Origin of the sequence: Streptomyces sp. NPDC060031 (assembly GCF_042736805.1) — a bacterium.
Classification (GTDB): Bacteria; Actinomycetota; Actinomycetes; order Streptomycetales; family Streptomycetaceae; genus Streptomyces.
In genome coordinates this window covers 107,998-125,587 of sequence record NZ_JBHWVM010000008.1, presented here as the reverse complement: position 1 = coordinate 125,587, position 17,590 = coordinate 107,998, and the positions used below count along the sequence as shown (strand labels likewise).

The 17,590-nt window shown below is 74.2% G+C and carries 12 protein-coding genes and 1 tRNA gene; 9 read left to right on the top strand and 4 right to left on the bottom strand.

Annotation, left to right across the window (positions count from 1 at the left end; translation table 11 throughout):
* Window positions 1-98: 98 nt before the first annotated feature.
* Window positions 99-2,213 (top strand): glycogen debranching protein GlgX, encoded by a 2,115-nt coding sequence (gene glgX / locus ACFWB8_RS05590; RefSeq protein WP_385222891.1) that lies wholly within the window; start codon window positions 99-101, stop codon window positions 2,211-2,213.
* Here glgX and ACFWB8_RS05585 read toward each other — a convergent pair.
* Window positions 2,198-3,484 (bottom strand): MFS transporter, encoded by a 1,287-nt coding sequence (locus ACFWB8_RS05585; protein ID WP_385222889.1) that lies wholly within the window; start codon window positions 3,482-3,484, stop codon window positions 2,198-2,200. The genes glgX and ACFWB8_RS05585 overlap by 16 nt on opposite strands.
* Before the next feature lie 82 nt (window positions 3,485-3,566).
* Between ACFWB8_RS05585 and treY the strand changes: the two genes are divergently transcribed.
* Together treY and ACFWB8_RS05575 are read left to right on the top strand one after the other, a co-directional pair.
* Complete coding sequence (gene treY, locus ACFWB8_RS05580) at window positions 3,567-5,846, top strand: malto-oligosyltrehalose synthase (protein WP_385222886.1); 2,280 nt, start codon at window positions 3,567-3,569, stop codon at window positions 5,844-5,846.
* Between the two features lie 143 nt (window positions 5,847-5,989).
* Window positions 5,990-7,285, top strand: a complete 1,296-nt coding sequence (locus ACFWB8_RS05575) for a M14 family zinc carboxypeptidase (RefSeq protein WP_385222883.1) — start codon at window positions 5,990-5,992, stop codon at window positions 7,283-7,285.
* Window positions 7,286-7,530: 245 nt separating this feature from the next.
* On the opposite strand, the gene ACFWB8_RS05570 is transcribed toward ACFWB8_RS05575, so the two are convergent.
* A complete protein-coding gene (locus ACFWB8_RS05570) occupies window positions 7,531-8,094 on the bottom strand; it encodes an FHA domain-containing protein (protein WP_385222880.1) in 564 nt (187 codons plus the stop codon).
* Window positions 8,095-8,205: 111 nt separating this feature from the next.
* On the opposite strand from ACFWB8_RS05570, the gene treZ reads away from it, so the two are divergent.
* Window positions 8,206-9,966, top strand: a complete 1,761-nt coding sequence (treZ, locus tag ACFWB8_RS05565) for a malto-oligosyltrehalose trehalohydrolase (RefSeq protein ID WP_385222877.1) — start codon at window positions 8,206-8,208, stop codon at window positions 9,964-9,966.
* Between the two features lie 51 nt (window positions 9,967-10,017).
* Here the strand turns inward: treZ and ACFWB8_RS05560 are convergent, their stop codons facing one another.
* Window positions 10,018-11,091, bottom strand: a complete 1,074-nt coding sequence (locus tag ACFWB8_RS05560; protein ID WP_385222938.1) for a M24 family metallopeptidase — start codon at window positions 11,089-11,091, stop codon at window positions 10,018-10,020.
* 118 nt (window positions 11,092-11,209) lie between these two features.
* On the bottom strand, window positions 11,210-12,061 hold the full coding sequence (locus tag ACFWB8_RS05555; protein WP_385222874.1) for a LysR family transcriptional regulator: 852 nt from the start codon (window positions 12,059-12,061) through the stop codon (window positions 11,210-11,212).
* Between the two features lie 97 nt (window positions 12,062-12,158).
* Here ACFWB8_RS05555 and ACFWB8_RS05550 point away from each other — a divergent pair, with 97 nt between their 5' ends.
* The 5 genes from ACFWB8_RS05550 to ACFWB8_RS05530 all read left to right on the top strand — a co-directional run bounded on the left by ACFWB8_RS05550 (window position 12,159) and on the right by ACFWB8_RS05530 (window position 17,427).
* On the top strand, window positions 12,159-12,968 hold the full coding sequence (locus ACFWB8_RS05550; protein ID WP_385222871.1) for a hypothetical protein: 810 nt from the start codon (window positions 12,159-12,161) through the stop codon (window positions 12,966-12,968).
* Between the two features lie 74 nt (window positions 12,969-13,042).
* Window positions 13,043-13,115, top strand: a tRNA-His gene (locus ACFWB8_RS05545).
* Between the two features lie 86 nt (window positions 13,116-13,201).
* Window positions 13,202-14,344, top strand: a complete 1,143-nt coding sequence (locus tag ACFWB8_RS05540) for a sensor histidine kinase (RefSeq protein WP_385222868.1) — start codon at window positions 13,202-13,204, stop codon at window positions 14,342-14,344.
* Window positions 14,341-15,063 (top strand): response regulator, encoded by a 723-nt coding sequence (locus tag ACFWB8_RS05535; protein WP_385222866.1) that lies wholly within the window; start codon window positions 14,341-14,343, stop codon window positions 15,061-15,063. Before ACFWB8_RS05540 ends, ACFWB8_RS05535 begins: the two co-directional genes overlap by 4 nt.
* Window positions 15,064-15,354: 291 nt before the next feature.
* The gene (locus ACFWB8_RS05530; RefSeq protein ID WP_385222863.1) at window positions 15,355-17,427 is read left to right on the top strand and encodes an RICIN domain-containing protein; all 2,073 of its coding nucleotides are present in this window, start codon (window positions 15,355-15,357) and stop codon (window positions 17,425-17,427) included.
* Window positions 17,428-17,590 lie beyond the last annotated feature (163 nt).

Here is a 17,590-nt window from a genome sequence, read left to right as displayed (position 1 = left end):
GGAAGATCTGCCAGTGACGTGGTCCACGCCGGATCAGCCCGAACCATCCGCCCGACAGCCGAACACGCCCGATGCACCGAAGGGAAGAGTCGTTATCTATGCAGGTCTGGCCGGGACAGGCGTATCCGCTCGGCGCCACTTACGACGGCGCCGGCACCAATTTCGCGGTCTACTCGGAGGCCGCCCGACGCATTGAGCTGTGCCTGCTCCACGACGACGGCTCGGAGACCGCGGTCGAACTGCGCGAGACCGACGCCTTCGTCCGCCACGCCTATCTGCCGGGCGTGATGCCCGGCCAGCGCTACGGATTTCGGGTGCACGGCCCGTACGAGCCCGAGCGCGGGACGCGCTGCAACGCGGCGAAGCTGCTCCTGGACCCCTACGCGCGGGCCATCGCCGGCAGCGTCGACTGGGGCGAGCAGGTGTACGGCTACCACTTCGGCCGGCCCGACTCCCGCAACGACCTGGACTCGGCCCCGCACACCATGAGCTCCGTCGTGGTCAACCCGTACTTCGACTGGGCCAACGACCGGTTGCCGCGCCACGAGTACCACCACACCGTGCTCTACGAGGCCCACGTGAAGGGCCTGACCATGCGTCACCCGGATCTGCCCGAGGAGCTGCGCGGGACCTACGGGGCGCTCGCGCACCCGGCGGTCATCGGGCACCTCACCAAGCTCGGGGTGACGGCGCTGGAGCTGATGCCGGTCCATCAGTCCGTCAACGACCACCGCCTGGTGGACGACGGGCTGAGCAACTACTGGGGTTACAACACCATCGGATTCTTCGCCCCGCACAACCGCTACGCCTCCGGGGACCGCGGCCAGCAGGTACTGGAGTTCAAGTCGGCGGTCCGGGCGCTGCACGAGGCGGGGATCGAGGTGATCCTGGACGTGGTCTACAACCACACGGCCGAGGGCAACCACCTGGGACCGACGCTGTCCTTCCGCGGGCTCGACAACGCCTCGTACTACCGGCTGGCGGAGGACCCGCGGCACTACATGGACACCACCGGCACGGGGAACTCGCTCCTCATGCGCTCGCCGCACGTGCTCCAGCTGATCATGGACTCGCTGCGCTACTGGGTCACCGAGATGCACGTGGACGGTTTCCGCTTCGACCTCGCGGCCACCCTGGCTCGCCAGTTCCACGAGGTGGACCGGCTGTCATCGTTCTTCGACCTGGTGCAGCAGGATCCGGTGGTGAGCCAGGTGAAGCTGATCGCGGAGCCCTGGGACCTGGGCGAGGGCGGCTACCAGGTGGGGAACTTCCCGCCGCTGTGGACCGAGTGGAACGGCAAGTACCGGGACACCGTACGGGATCTGTGGCGCGGGCAGCCGCGTACCCTCGCGGAGTTCGCCGGGCGGCTGACCGGGTCATCCGACCTCTACCAGGACGACGGCCGGCGGCCGCTCGCCTCCATCAACTTCACCACCTGCCACGACGGTTTCACCCTGAACGACCTGGTCTCGTACAACGAGAAGCACAACGAGGCCAACCGGGAGGGGAACCGGGACGGGGAGACCCACAACCGGTCCTGGAACTGCGGGGTGGAGGGGCCGACGGAGGATCCGGAGGTCCTGGAGCTCCGCGAGCGCCAGATGCGCAACTTCACGGCCACGCTGATGCTTTCGCAGGGCGTGCCGATGATCAGCCACGGCGACGAGTTCGGCCGTACCCAGGGCGGCAACAACAACGCCTACTGCCAGGACAACGCGCTGTCGTGGGTGACCTGGCCGGAGCCGGGCAAACCGCCGCCCGCCCTGCTGGAGTTCACCCGGCGGATGGTGTGGCTGCGGCGCGAGCACCCCGTGTTCCGGCGGCGCCGGTTCTTCCACGGCCGGCCGGTGGAGGGGACGCACGACGAGCTCTCCGACATCGCCTGGTTCACCCCTCACGGCGAGGAGATGCGGGCCCGCGACTGGCAGGCGCAGCACGCGCGGGCGCTGGCGGTGTTCCTCAACGGGGAGGCGATCTCGGAGCCCGGCAGCCGTGGGGAGCGGATCACCGACGACTCGTTCCTGCTGATGTTCAACGCGGGCGCCGAGCCGCAGGACTTCACCATCCCGGCGGGGCACGGGGCGCAGTGGCGGGTGGTCGTCGACACGGCCCGGGCCGAAGTGATGCCACCCGGCACCGGTCCGCAGTACGCGGCCGGCGACCGGGTGGCGCTGACGGGACGGTGCCTGGTGGTGCTTCAGCGCCCGGCGTAGGCGGCGCCGTCCCCCGCGGCCGGGGAGGAGGTCTGCCGGGCGGGGCCCGCTGCCCCGGGTGCGTGCGTACGGGCGGCGGGCACCCGGGTGAAGAGGGCCAGGCCCAGGCAGAGCGCGGCCGCCCCCACGGCCACGGCGAAGGCGGCGGGCGGCCCGTACGACTCGGCGAGCCGCCCCGAGAGCGGCAGCGCCACGGCCTGCCCGGCGACCAGCGAGCTGGCGGCGAAGGCCATGGCCTCGGCGAGCCGGGCGGGCTCCACGGCCCGCTCGGTGAGCGCGAACGCGGTGATCAGGTGGGGTGCGTAGGCGGCGCCGAGGACGGTGACGACCGCGTACAGCGGCCACAGGCCGTCGGTGAAGAGCAGCGGTACGGAGAGCGCCAGCGCGGCCCCGGTGGCCACCCGCCAGCGCAGCCGCAGTCCGAAGCGGGCGGGCAGCGCGCCGAGCGAGAGGCCGACGGCGGCGCTGACGACGCCCATGGCGGCGTACACGACCGCGGCTTGTTCCCGGACGCCCAACTCCATGGTGAGGGCGGCGATTCCGGCCTGGCAGGCGCCGAACATGGCGCCCTGGAGCGCGAGCGAGCCGCGCACGGCGTACACGACGCCCGGCGGCCGGACCCGGGCCGGGGCTCCGGCATCCTTCCGCGCGGGGTCCCCGGCCGAGACGGCGGCGGTCGGGTGCAGCGCGAAGGCGGTGCCGAAGACGGCGGAGAGGAGGGCGGCGCCCCCGAGGGCGATGGCGGGGTGCGCGACGATCGAGGCGATGCCGACGAGGGCCGGGCCGAGGACGAAGGAGACCTCGTCGAGGGTGCCTTCGAGGGAGTGGACGGCGCCCACCACGCTCTCCTCGGACCGGGTGCGGTGCGCCAGGGCCACGGACCGGGTCCGGGCGAGCGGCCCGATCAGCGGGACGGAGGCTCCGGTGACGGCGCCGATGGCGGCGAGCGGGAGGGTGGCGAGGTGGCCGAGCGCGCCGGCCACCAGAGCGGCGGTCGCGACGGAGTTGAGCGCGGCCGCGGTGAGGACGACGGGGCGCTGGCCGTGACGGTCGGCGAGCCGGCCAAGGACGGGTCCGCAGAGGACCTGGCCGCAGGAGAGGGTGCCGCCGACGATGGCGGCGGTGGCGATCGAGCCGCTGGTCTCGGCGACCAGCAGCACGCTTCCGAACTGGGACATCGCGACGGGCAGTCGGGCGAAGAAGGATATGAGGGGGAGTAGGGGGCCGGTCAGGGCGATGACTTTTCGATAGGTGTTGACGGTTCCAACCACTTGAGCGACGTTAACCCGGCGCAGTCACTCGGATGCATGGGGTAATGGCACGGAATCCGGCAGGGTGGGTACGTACGTTCTCATGAGCCAGTCGTACGCAGGTCATGAATTGGAATCTGATGTTCCGGCAGCGGTCGCCCCGGCGTCGACCTACCGCCTCCAGCTGCGTCCTGAGTTCCCCTTCGCGGCGGCCGAGGCGGCCGTGCCCTACCTCGCCACGCTCGGCGTCTCGCACCTCCACCTCTCCCCCGTGCTGGAGGCCGTGCCGGGTTCGGCGCACGGGTACGACGTCACCGACCACTCCCGGGTACGGGCGGAGCTGGGCGGCGAGCCGGGGCTGCGGGCCCTGGCGCGCACGGCCCGTGCGCACGGGCTCGGCCTGGTGCTCGACATCGTGCCGAACCACATGGCGGTCCCGTCGCCGCTGCGACTGAACCGGCCCCTGTGGGAGGTCCTGCGGGACGGGCCGGACTCGCCCTTCGCCCGCTGGTTCGACATCGACTGGGAGGCGGGCGGCGGGCAGGTACTGCTGCCCGTGCTCGCCGCCCCCCTCGAAGAGGCGGCCGAGGGAGAGCTGAAGGCCGACGGGGACGTACTGCGGTACGGGGAGCAGGAGTTCCCGCTGCGGGAGGGCACGGCGGGCCTGGCGCTGCCCGAGCTGCTGGCCGCGCAGTGGTACCGCCCGGCCTGCTGGCGGGAGGCCAGGACCTCACTCAACTACCGCCGCTTCTTCACCATCTCGGAACTGATCGGGGTCCGCGTGGAGGACCCGGAGGTATTCGACGCCACCCACGCGAAGGTGTTGGAGCTGGTTCGGGAGGGGGTCGTGGAGGGGCTCCGGATCGACCACGTGGACGGCTTGGCGGACCCGGAGGGGTACCTGCGGCGGCTGCGGACGGCCGTGGGCGAGGACTGCTGGGTGGTGGTGGAGAAGATCCTGGCCCGCGGGGAGCGGCTGCCACCCGCGTGGCCGGTGGCGGGCACCACCGGGTACGACGCGCTGCACCGGGTGGACGGGGTGTTCACCGACCCGGCGGGCACCCGCCGACTCGCCGAGCGGTACCTGGAGTTCACCGGGCTCCCGGTCTGGGAGGAGACGGCCGAGGCCTGCGCCCGGGCGGTGCTGACCGGGGATCTGGCTGCCGAGCTGGCGGCGCTGCAGCGCCTGGCCGGGGCGGAACTGTCCGATGCGGTACGGGAGCTGCTGGTCGCCTATCCCGTTTACCGTCCGTACCCCGGGGAGGCCGAACTGCCGGCCGGGGCCCTGGAGCGGGCCGCCGCGCGGGCCGGCTCCGGCGCGGTGGCCGGCGTAGGCGAACTGCTGCTGCGGGACCCGGCGTTCGCGGCGCGCTTCGCACAGACCTCTGCCGCCCTGCGGGCGAAGTCCCTGGAGGACCGGGCGTTCTACCGGTACGCCCCGCTGCTGTCGGCCACCGAGGTGGGCGGGGAGCCCGGGGATCCGGCGGTGCCGGTGGCGGAGTTCCACGCGTACTGCGCCGGGCTCGCGCGAGACTGGCCCGGGACCGGGACGGTGCTGTCCACGCACGACACGAAGCGCAGCGCGGACGTCCGGGCCCGGATCTCCGTGCTCTCGCAGGACCCGGAGCTGATGGGCACGCCGGCCGGGGCCGATCCCCAACTCGCCTGGGTGGCACGGCAGACGGCGATCGGACTCGGCGAGGCCCCGGAGCGCGCCGAGCGGCTGGAGCAGGCCCTGCTCAAGGGCGCCCGGGAAGCGGCTCTGCACACGAGCTGGACCGAGCAGGACGCGGCGTACGAGGCCGCCATCGGACAGTACGTCCGGTCCGTGCGGTCCGTCCCGGCCGACGATGCGTTCGCCGAGGCCGCCCGCGCGAACCAGCTCGGCATGGCGCTGCTGCACCTGGCGATGCCCGGGGTCCCGGAGGTCTACCAGGGCGCGGAGACCGAGTACCGGGCCCTGGTCGACCCGGACAACCGCCGCCCGGCCTGCTTCCCGCGCGAGGAACTGGGCCGGCTGGACGCGGGGGCCGTGCCCCGCGGCCCCGCGCAGGAGAAGCTGGCGCTCACCGCCGCCCTGCTGCGGCTGCGCCGGAGCCGGCCCGGGCTGTTCGCCGGCTACACCCCGCTCGCGGCGCGGGGCCCGGCGGCGGAGCACTGCGTGGCCTTCGCCCGCTCGGCCGGCCTGGTGGCGGTGGCGACCCGGCTCTCGCACCGGCTCTCGGGCGCGGGCGGCTGGCGGGACACGTCCCTGGCGCTGCCGCCGGGATGCTGGGTCCCGCTGCTGCCCGGGGCGGTGCAGGAAGCCTCGTACGGCGGCGAGGCAGCGCTGGCCGAGCTGCTCAGGGACGGTCCCGTCGCGGTCCTGGTCCACCGGGAGTAACCCGGCGAGGGCGGCGGTGCCCCGGTGCCCGTGCGGCCGGGGCTCCGCCCCCGGACCCCCGCGCCTCACCCGCCGGCGAGGCCCCGGCCCGGGCGGACGCCAGTGCGGGGCGCGCGGAGTGGTAGGCGGCGGGCGCGGCGGGCATGGCATCTCCTGTGACCCTCACCCGTGACATGTGCTACCCCACCCCCCACGAACTCGCCCTGGCCGCCCGCGCCCTGGCGGACGAGCACCCCGCCCTGGTCCGGCTCCGCCAGGCCGGGGCCTCGCGCGCCGGGGAGCCGCTCTGGCTGCTGTCCGTCGGGGGCCACGACCACCGAGACCGCCGCGACCGTCAAGTCCGCCCCCGCAACGTCCTCGTCGTCGCCGGGGCCCACGCCAACGAGCCCGTCGGCGGCGCCACCGCCCTCGCCCTCGCCCGCCGCGTCATCCGCGACCCCGCGCCCCGCGTCGGCTGCGGCTGGCACTTCCTGCTCTGCGCCGACCCCGACGGCGCGGCCCTGCACCGCACGCCCCGCCCGTACTCCCTCCTCGACTACCACCGCAACTTCTTCCGGCCGCCCGGCCCCGAACAGCCCGAGTGGGCCCCGTCTTTACTGCCCCCGGACCGGCTGCCGCCGGAAACCCGCGCCCTCACCGCCCTCATCGACGAACTGCGCCCCGCCCTCCAGGTATCCCTCCACGGCACCGACCTCGGCGGTTCCTGGGTGCAGCTCACCCGGGACATACCCGGCCTCGCCGAGCCCTTCGGCAAGTCCGCCGCCGAGCTGCGCATCCCGGTGGAGACCGGGGCCTCCGACGCGGCCGGCTGGCCCTCCCCCGGACCCGGGATCTTCGTGATGCCCGAGCCGGGCACCCCGGCCGCAGGAGCCTTCCACCCGGAGGACACCCGGCTCAGCACCTGGTACCACGCCCACCGGTACGCCGGCACGACCGCGATCGTCGAAGTCCCGATGTGGGCCTCGGACCTGGTGGACGACCCCGCCCCGCACCCCGACCCGCGCGGCGCCCTGCGGATGCTGGCCGGGCGGCTCACCGAGGAGGCGGCCCGGGTCGCCGCCCTGCGGGGCGGGATCCGCACCACGGACCCGCTGACGGCCCCGCTGCTGCGCGCGGTGGACTGGACGCTCGCGCTGATCCCGCGGATCACCGTCGAGTGGACGGGCCCCGGGGCCCCCGCCGAGGCGACCTCGGCGTACATCGGGAGCATCGACGCCTTCGGGCGGAGACTGTCGCTGCGCGCCGCCGCGATGCTGCTGCGGGTCCTGCGGGCACAGGGGCATCCGGCGGCGTCCGGGGTGGACCGGCTCGTGACGGGGTGGTGCGAGGAGTTCGCGGCACGGTTCCAGGCCCGTTGGGTGCCGGTGGCCACGCAGGTGGAGCACCAGTCCCGGACCGTCCTGGCGGCGTACGAAAGACTCGCGGCGGTCCGCCGGTGACCGGCAGGTGATCAGCTCACCCGCAGGTGATCAGCCGGGCGGCGAACCGGGCGGGCGCGGCGCGGCGCGGGCCTCTCGGACGCGATGTGCTCGTGGATGAGCTAGGCCAGGCGGGGCAGGTCCTCGGGGCGCGCGGGGCGCGCGGTGCGCACCACGGGCGTGTGGTCCATGGACGCCGTCCTGCGCACCGGACCCGCGCACCGCCCCGGCGGGGTCCCCCGCCGGGTCCACGACGGCCGACCCGATCAGCTCGCGGACAGCCGGAAGCTCATCCGCCCGAACCCGATCTGGTCCCCGTCGTGGACCACGGCCGAGCCCGTCACCCGACGCCCGTTGACGGTCGTGCCGTTCGTCGAGCCCAGGTCCGTCAGCACCCACGCCCCGCCGCGCATGCTCAGTTCGGCGTGCGCCCGCGAGACGGTCTCGTGGCTGAGCCGCAGCCCGTTGCCCGGGTCGCGGCCTATCCGCAGCGGCCCGGCGGCGGGATGCGGCAGCAGCAGCTTGGGCAGCTTCTCGGCGGCCCAGGCCCGCCGCACGCCCACCGACACGGCGGAGGCGCGCCCCACCCAGCCGAACAGCCGACGGGTCCAGGGGCTTTCGGCGCCCTCGCGCCCCTGGAGGTCTGCGATGAGGACGGCGAGGTCCTCGGAGCGGCGGGCGACCAGGGCGAGTTCCATCCGGCGCACAAACGTGTCGTGCGACAGCTTGCCGAGCGCGGCTCCCTCCCTGAGCTGGCCCAGCGCCCTGTCGCGCTCGGCGTCGGAGAGCCGTGGCGCGGGGTAGGCGGGGAACTCGAAACTGGACGTCACAGGGTGATTGTCGGCCCGTCAGGGCCGGAGTGTCCAGAACTCCCCCGCCGTCCCCGGAATGATGGGCCGGACAGGCATGCTGGGGTACCGCCGCAGACGAGGGGACCGTCCGTGCAGTTCGAGGTGTGGGCACCGCTGACAGGTCGGGTCGCCATGCGGCTTGACGACGCCACGTACGACATGGCGCGCGATCCGGACCGGGAAGGCTGGTGGGTCGTGGAGGCCCCGGCGGCCGACGGGTCCCGGTACGGGTTCCTGCTGGCGGACGGCGAAGGCGGCGACGGGGGACCCGTGCGCCCCGACCCCCGCGGGCGACGGCTGCCCGACGGACCCGACGGCCTCTCGGCGGTGGTCGACTTCACCTCCCTCACCCCCCGTACGCCCTCGCCCCGCACCCCGCTCCAGGACGCGGTCCTGTACGAGCTGCACATCGGCACCTTCACCCCCGAGGGCACCTTCGACGCGGCCGCCGACCGCCTCGGCCACCTCACCGGCCTCGGCGTCACCCACGTCCAGCTGATGCCGGTCTGCTCCTTCCCCGGCCGCCACGGCTGGGGGTACGACGGGGTCGCGCCCTGGGCGGTGCACGAGCCGTACGGGGGCCCGGCCGGGCTCGCCCGGTTCGTGGAGGCGGCCCACACCGCCGGGCTCGGCGTCGTACTGGACGTGGTCCACAACCACCTCGGCCCCTCCGGCAACCACCTCCCCTCCTTCGGCCCCTACTTCACGGACACCCACCACACCCCCTGGGGCGCGGCGGTGAACCTCGACGCGCCCGGCTCCGACGAGGTCCGCTCGTACCTCCTCGGCAGCGCCCTCGCCTGGCTGCGGGACTACCGGATCGACGGGCTCCGGCTGGACGCCGTCCACGCGCTCGCCGACGGGCGGGCGCTGACCTTCCTGGAGGAGCTGGCGGCGGCGGTCGACGAGCTCGCCGCCGAGACCGGCCGGCCGCTGTTCCTGATCGCCGAGTCCGACCAGTGCGACCCGCGTACGACCACCCCCCGCGCGGTCGGCGGCCTGGGCCTGCACGCCCAGTGGAACGACGACTTCCACCACGCCCTGCACTGCGCGCTGACCGGCGAATCCCAGGCCTACTACGCCGACTTCGCCGAAGCCCCGCTCGCCGCCCTCACCAAGACGATGACCCGGGCCTTCTTCCACGACGGGACCTGGTCCTCCTTCCGCGGCCGCCACCACGGCCGCCCGGTGGACCGCGGCCGCACCCCCGCGCACCGCTTCCTGGGCTACGCGCAGACCCACGACCAGATCGGCAACCGGGCGCTGGGCGACCGGCTCGCCGCCTCGCTCTCCCCCGGGCTGCTGGCGTGCGCGGCCACGCTGGCGCTGACGGGGCCGTTCGTGCCGATGCTGTTCATGGGCGAGGAGTGGGGAGCGGGCACGCCGTGGCAGTACTTCACCGACCACCCCGACCCGGAGCTCGCCGAGGCGGTACGCACCGGCCGGCGCCGGGAGTTCGCGGCGCACGGCTGGAAGGCCGAGGAGATCCCCGACCCCCAGGACCCGGCCACCCGGGAGCGCTCCTGCCTGGACTGGGCCGAGCCCGGCCAGACCCCGCACGCCCGCCTGCTGGACTGGTACCGCACCCTCGTCACGCTCCGCCGCACCCACCCGGACCTGCGCGACCCCGACCTGGCAACGGTCCGGGTCGCGCACGACGAGGAGCGGCGCTGGCTGACCTTCCGGCGGGGGGACATCCGCGTCGTGGTGAACTTCGCCGGGGAGCCGACGACGATCGCGCTGGGCGGCAACGGGGTGCGGGTGCTGGCCGCCTGGGCCCCCGCCGACCACCCGGGTCCCGACGGGCGGATCCACGTACCGGGCGAGTCGGCGGTGATCCTCGGGCCGTGACGGGGTCCCGCCCCCGCCCTGCTCGACGATCTGCCTGCTCGACGATCTGCCCTACTCGACGATCGCGAGCTCCCGGGGCGCGTGGTTGAAGCTGCGGCCGCCGTCCCGCGTGACCGTGACGATGTCCTCGATGCGCACGCCGAAGCGGCCGGGGAGGTAGATGCCCGGCTCCACGGAGAAGCACATGCCGGGGACCAGCGGCTGCTCCTCGCCCTCGACCATGTACGGCGGCTCGTGCGTGGTGACTCCGATGCCGTGGCCGGTGCGGTGGATGAACCGCTCGCCGTAGCCGAATTCGGTGATCACCGCGCGGGCCGCCCGGTCGATGTCCTGGCAGGCGGCGCCCGGCCGGACCGCCGCCACCCCGGCCTGCTGGGCCTCGCGGACGATGTCGTGGACGCGCTGCTCCTCGGCCGTGGGCTCGCCCACGTGCACGGTGCGGGAGATGTCGGAGCCGTAGCCGTGCTTGAGGCCGCCGAAGTCCAGGACCACCATGTCGCCGTGCCGGATGACGCGGTCGCCGGCCTCGTGGTGCGGGTTGGCGCCGTTGGGGCCGGAGCCGACCACCGTGAAGTCGACCTGGGAGTGGCCGTGGACGCGCAGCAGCGCGGCCAGGTCGGCGGCGACGTCGCTCTCCCGCCGCCCGGCGAAGGGGACGTGCAGGATCTGGGCGTACGCGGCGTCGGCGGCTTCCCCCGCCGCCGCGAGCCGTGCCAGCTCCCGCTCGTCCTTGACGGCGCGGAGCATCGGCAGCGCGTCGGTCAGCGGCACGTACGAGGTCGTCGGCAACTCCCGCTGCAAGCCGAGGAGATGCAGGGCCCAGGTGTTGTCGCTGACCCCGAAGCGCCCGGCCACGTCCAGCAGCGGGGAGGCCACCGCGTACGGGTTCTTGCCGTCGGCCCAGTCGCGCAGGCTCAGCGCGGCCGCGCCCGGCGCCTTGACCGCGTCGGGGGCCTCCAGCGCGGGTACGACGAGCACCGGGTCCTGCCCGGCGGCGAGCACGAGCAGGGTCAGCCGCTCGGTGTCGACGGGCCGGTAGCCGGTGAGGTGGGTCAGGTCGGGCCCGGGGGCGATCAGCAGGCCGGCCAGTCCTGCATCGGCGGCGCTCTGCGCGGCGGCGGCCATGCGGGCGGCGTAGTCGGCGGAGGTGAACTCCTCCGATGTGACGGCGTCCGGTGCGGTGGCGTCGGATGCGAGGGCGTGGGATGCGAGGGCGTGGGATGCGAGGGCGCCGGATTTCACGTCAGATTCCATACGGGGATCCTGCCGTGAGCCGTGCGGCGAGCGCAGCGGCCGCGCCGGTCGGGGTTCCGGGCGAGAGGAGTTCGCTGCGGTGCACCAGGCGCGACCCGGTCAGCGGTACGGCCACCCCCGCCCCGGCGGCCTGCGCCACCCGCAGCGGCAGTACGACCAGGCCGTGCCCGGCCGCGGCCAGGGCGCACAGCGCGTGCAGATCGGTGCCCTCGTAGCGCAGGGCCGTGCGGGTCCCGGGCGGCGCCGTCCCGATGCCGGGGGCGTCGATCCAGCGCGCGTCGGCCAGATCGTCGAGCCGCAGCGCCGCCCGGCCCGCGCACGGGTGCCCGGCCGGGAGCAGCACGGCCAGGGGCTCCTCCGCCACGCCGGTGACGGTGAGCGGGGCCACGTCGGGCAGCCGCAGCGGATCGCTGATCGCGGCGAGCCCGTCCACCAGCCCGAGGTCGCAGCCGCCGGTGGCGACGGCTGCGGGCACCTGGGCCGGGGACAGCACGTGCAGGGTGACCCCGGAGGCGGGCAGGGCGGCGAGCAGCCGGGGCCCGACGGACAGCGGTGAGGCCGCGAGCGCGACCCGCCCGGGCGGCGCGGCGGCCAGCCGCAGTACGTCGGCCCGTGCCGCGTCGAGCCGCAGCAGCAGCGGGCCGGCGTGCTCCAGCAGCCGCGCACCGGCCGCCGTCGGGGCCACGGGCCGCCGGGTGAGCAGCTCCACCCGCAGGTCGCCCTCCAGCGCGGCGATGTGCTGGGACACGGCGGACTGGGTGTACCCGAGCTCGCGGGCTGCGGCCGAGAAGGAGGCTAGGCGCGCCACGGTGGTGAAGGTGCGCAGCAGATGCGGATCCATGCGGCCAGCTTGTCATCGATTGCCATCAGCACTGCTTATGGAGTGTGAAGGAACAATCGTTGGCGCTGAAGTGGATCCCGGCCGCAGGATGATCGCCATGACCACCACCGCAGACATCGCGCAGACCTCCCACACCCCCCGGACCGGGAAGATCGCGCGGATCGCCCTCGTCGGCGACCGCTCCCCGCACGTCACGTCGCACGTCCGCGTCCCCCTGCTGCTCGACGCGCTCGCCTCCCGCGATGCCCTGGTCGTCGACGCGTACTGGATCCCGACCGCCGACGCCGAGGCCTGGGCCGCCTCCGGGGCGCTGGCCCGCTTCGACGGGGTCTGGGTGCTGCCCGGCAGCCCGTACGCCAGCGAGGCCGGGGCGCTGGCCGCCATCCGGGTGGCCCGGGAGGAAGGCATTCCCTTCCTCGGGACCTGCGGCGGCTTCCAGCACACGCTGCTGGAGTACGCCCGCTCCGTGTGCGGACTGACGGCGGTCGCGCACGCCGAGAACGACCCCTGCGCCGAGGACATGCTGATCGCCCCGCTGGCCTGCTCGCTGGTCGGGCACCAGGGCCTCGTACGGGCCGAGCCCGGGTCGCTCGCCGAGTCCGTGCTCGGCGCCGAGCGGTCGATGGAGCACTACCACTGCAACTACGGGCCCGAGCCGCGCCACCTGCCGGCGCTCGCCGAGCACGGGCTGCGGCTGTCGGGGCACGACGAGGACGGCCAGGTGCGGATCGCGGAGCTGCCCGGGCACCCCTTCTTCCTGGCGACCCTCTTCCAGCCCGAGTTGTCCGGGGACGGGACAAAGCCGCACCCGATCGTCCGGGCCTTCGCCGCGGCAGCCGTCGAGCGCGCCGCCTCGCACTCCGCCTCGCACTCCGATGCGCGCGCCGACCTCGCTGCGGCGCAATAACGCGTCGCAGGACCACCCCGCTGATCGGCTATGCTGTGCATGCACATCGAACGGGCGGTCCGCCGCCCGTCGTGGTGGGTGTAGCTCAGTTGGTAGAGCACCTGGTTGTGGTCCAGGTGGCCGCGGGTTCAAGTCCCGTCACTCACCCTGTTGATCCCGTGGGGGTACGAGGTTTTCCTCGTACCCCCACGGGCTTTTTCGCATCCACGGTCCGTATCCACCTCAGGAAAACGATGCGCCGAGAGAGAATCCCCGCGCTGCTGGTGGCGGCGGGCTGCGTCCTGGTGTGGGCGCTCGACTGGATCACCGTGGCCGAGCCGCGCGCCTGGACCGTCCTCGCCTCCGGCGCCGTCGTCGGCGCGGTGGCCCTGCTGCCGGGCCGCTGGACCCGGCTCTCCCTCGACCGCCGGGCGCTGCTCGCCGCCCCCTTGTCCCTCGCGGTCACCGCCGCGCTGCTGCTGCCGGACCGGGGCACCGGCGGCAGTTGGGGGCTCCTGGAGTCGGCCGCGCTGCTGGTGCTGCTGGCCCGGTGCGCCCGGCACACCGCCCCGCGCCGGGTGATCGCGCTGTGCCTGCTGCTGTGGGCCGCGGCCGCCGCGGCGCCGTTGCGGATGCCGAGCGACGACACCGCGGAGAGCGCCGCGTTCGCCCTGACCCTGGCCGCGGCCGCGGCCGCCGGGTTCGGCGGCTACCTGCGGATCCTGGACCAGCGCCGGGCCCGCGCCGTCGCGGCCGTACGGGAGCACGAGCGGCACGAACTCGCACGTGACCTGCACGACTTCGTGGCCCACCACGTCACCGGGATCGTCGTACAGGCCCAGGCCGCCCAGGCGATCCGGGAGAGCGCCCCCGAGCGCCTGGACCCGCTGCTGCGCTCCATCGAGCAGGCGGGCGCCGAGACGCTGGACTCCATGCGCCGGCTGGTCCGCGTACTGCGGGAGCAGGACTCCGGATCCGTACGGCCGCAGGACCTGCCGGCCGAGCTGAGCCGGCTCGTCGCGGACCGGCCGGGGGCCGTACTGGAGCTGGCGCAGGCGGTACGGGGCGTGCAGCTCGCCCCGGAGGTGGAGACCTCGGTGCACCGGCTGGTCCAGGAGGCGCTGACCAATGTGACGCGGCACGCTCCGGGCGCGCGGTCCACGCGGGTGAGGCTCACCACAGACGGCGTACGCCTGACGGTGGAGGTCGCCAACGACGCCGGGGACCGGCGCGGCCACACTCCGCCCGGCGGCCGCGGCGGACTGGGCCTGATCGGGCTGCGCGAACGGATCGAGGCGGTGGACGGCGTGCTCACCGCCGGTCCGGCGGAGGGCGGGGGCTGGCGGGTGACCGGCGTCTTCCCGCTGCTGCCCGGCCTGGCAGGATCAAGGGTATGAACAGGGACATCCGGGTACTGATCGCCGACGATCAGGAGATGGTTCGCACCGGCTTCGCGCTGATCCTGGGCGCACAGGGCGACATCGAGGTGGTCGGCGAGGCCCGGGACGGCGCGCAGTGCGTGGAGCTGGCCCGGCGGCTGCGCCCGGACGTGTGCCTCGTCGACGTACGGATGCCCGGGCTGGACGGGATCGAGGTGACCCGGCTGCTGGCCGGGCCGGGGGTGGCCGATCCGCTCCGGGTGGTGATCGTCACCACCTTCGACCAGGACGACTACCTGTACGGGGCGCTGCACGGCGGGGCCTGCGGCTTCCTGCTCAAGGACGCGGGGCCCGCGCTGCTGGTGGAGGCGGTACGGGCGGCCGCGCGCGGGGACGCGCTGGTCTCGCCCGCGGTCACGGTCCGGCTGCTGAAGCGGCTCGGCGAGCACCCGGGGCCGAGCCCGGGCCCGGCCCCGGTCACGGGCGCGGGGGGCGCGGCGGGCGGCGCCGGGCGGCAGCCGCTGTCGGAGCGGGAGCTGGACGTCGTCCGGGTGGTGGCGCGCGGGCTGACCAACCAGGAGATCGCGGGCGAGCTGTTCATCTCGCTGTCCACGGTCAAGACCCACCTGGTCTCGGTGCAGGCCAAGCTGGGGCTGCGCAACCGGGTGGAGATCGCCGCCTGGGCCTGGGAAACCGGCGCGGTGGGCCCGCAGGGCCCGGTTCGTGACGGGTCGTGACGGAGCCAATTCGGCAGGTAGTAATTAGGTGAATCCCTGACTGAATTCCCGTCAATAAACCCTTGTCGATTATTTCGATTCGGTAACTGCGCCGCCGTGAAGGCCTGGACCATTACCTCAAGGGATGCTCAACTCCCTTGATTTCATTGACAATTGAGTGTTCGTCAAATCCGGCCGACAGGTAACGGAATGATTTCTTGACGCCCACTCCCGTTTGTCCGAATTCTCCTCCGCATCCGTCTGGCAGGCTTCCGCAGCACCCGGTCACTCCGATCACGATTTGAGGTGCGCATGACAGGACGTCGCAGACGGCGGGAACACCGGCGCAAACCCCGCCGGTTCATACTTCTCACCGCCGCCACGGCCACGGCGGCGGTGATCGCCGCCGGCATCGCCTACTCCGGAATCGGCGACGGCGCCCAGGCCGCGTCGCCCGCACTGGCATCCGGAGCCGCCGCGGACGCCGCCCCGGCCGCCGCCCCCGCCCGGGACCAGGACCCGGACCCCATCGTGGGCGCGCCCGCCAACGACGGCGGACGCGGCATGGTCTACGACGGGCTCCAGGCCGCTCCGAAGGGCGACCGGTGCGCCGGCGTCTACCGCACCGGAGCGGGCCTGTGCACCCACGGCCCCGACGCCCCGCCCACGGGCGTCGACATCAAGAAGGACATCGTCCCGGCCGTCGCCACCAAGGCCGCGGCGGCCGATCCGGCCCGCCCCGCGGCCGAGGACCCGGCGACCACGCAGGACGGCGGGCGTCCTCAGGACGCGCCCGCCGCCGCCGATGCCGCGGGCGCCAAGACCGCCGCCGCGCCCGCGCCCGGCCCCTCCACCGCCGCGGCCGGTGACAAGGCCGTCGCCGCGGGTCCCGCGGGCCAGACCGTCCAGTGCGACGGCGACGGCAGCACCGGCAACCGCGTGCAGGTCGCGTACGTCCACGGCCCCGGCCGGGACCGCTTCTCCGAGTACGCCGCCTCGTTCCGCAAGTGGGCGGCCGACGCCGACCTCATCTACTCGACGAGCGCCCAGGAGACGGGCGGGATCCGCCACATCCGCTACGTGACGGCCGCCGACTGCACTCCGACCGTGCTCAACATCGAGCTCCCGGATTCGGCGCTGTCCGAGTTCAGCGCGACCAACGCCGCGCTCGCCGCGAAGGGCCTGGACCGCCGGGACCGCAAGTACATGATCTTCGCGGACACCCAGGTCTACTGCGGCATCGGCACCTTCAACGGCGACGAGCGCCCCGGCCAGGCCAACCAGAGCAACTTCGGCCCCTCCTACGGGCGTACGGACTCCGGCTGCTGGGGCGGCCACACCGCCGCGCACGAACTCGGCCACAACCTGGGCGCGGTCAACAACAGCGCCCCGAACACCAGCCGCGGCGCCCACTGCACCGACGAGTTCGACGTCATGTGCTACTCGGACACCCCGTACTACCCGCAGATGCGCAACATCTGCACCAACCAGGCGTCCGAGAACATCCTGGACTGCAACCACGACGACTACTTCCACACCAGCCCGAAGCCGGGCAGTTACCTGGCCACGCACTGGAACATCGCCGACAACCAGTTCCTGATGCGCGACAACGGCGGCACCGACCCCGGTCCGAACCCGAAGCCGACCCCGACGCCGACCAAGAAGCCGACGCCGACCCCGACCAAGAAGCCCACCGGCGGACCGGCCGTGACGGCGGGCCAGATCCGGTCCGACTCCGTCGTGGTGAGCTGGCCCAAGGTCGAGGGCGCCGCCTGGTACCAGGTGCTGCTCAACGGGAAGCACCTGACCTGGGTCCAGTCCCAAGTGCTGCGGATCTACAACCTCCAGCCCGGCACCTCGTACTCGGTCGCCGTCTCCGTCCGCGACGGCTCCGGCCGGGACAGCGGCGCCGGCCAGGCCGCGTCCTTCCGTACGCAGCGCACCGACGGCGGCGCGACCACCCCGGGCACCCGCTACGCGCTCGGCAACGGGAGCACCGGCATGGCCGCCGAGCTGTGGGGCGGCCGCAGTGGCGACGGCACCGTGCTCGTCGGGTCCCGTGCCAACGGCTACGCGCAGCAGCAGTGGTTCTTCGACGACGCGGGCGGCGGCCAGGTCCGCATCCGCTCCGCGGCCTCCGGCAAGTGCCTCCAGCCCGGCGGCGCACCGGCCGCGGGCATGTGGGTCGCGCAGCAGCCGTGCGGCTCGGGCGGCGCGCAGGCCTGGCGGCTGACGTCCCGCGGCGGCGCGGTGACCGTCACGGACCCGGGCGGCGGCTTCGCCCTGACCGTGAGCAACCGGCCCTACTACGGGACCTGGCTGCTGGAACTCCAGCGCACGGACGGCCGCGCGGCCCAGCTGTGGACCGTGCAGAAGGCCGGCTGACCCATCCGGCTGACCGCATGACCGCTTGACCGCCCGACACCGGCTGGACGGCCGCCTCCCCCGGCCGTCCAGCCCGGGGGCGGGCGCCGCCGCGGGGGCCGGCGCCCCCCCCCGGGCGGCCGCCGCGGCCGCCCCGGCCGCCCCGACCACCCGGCCGGCCCGC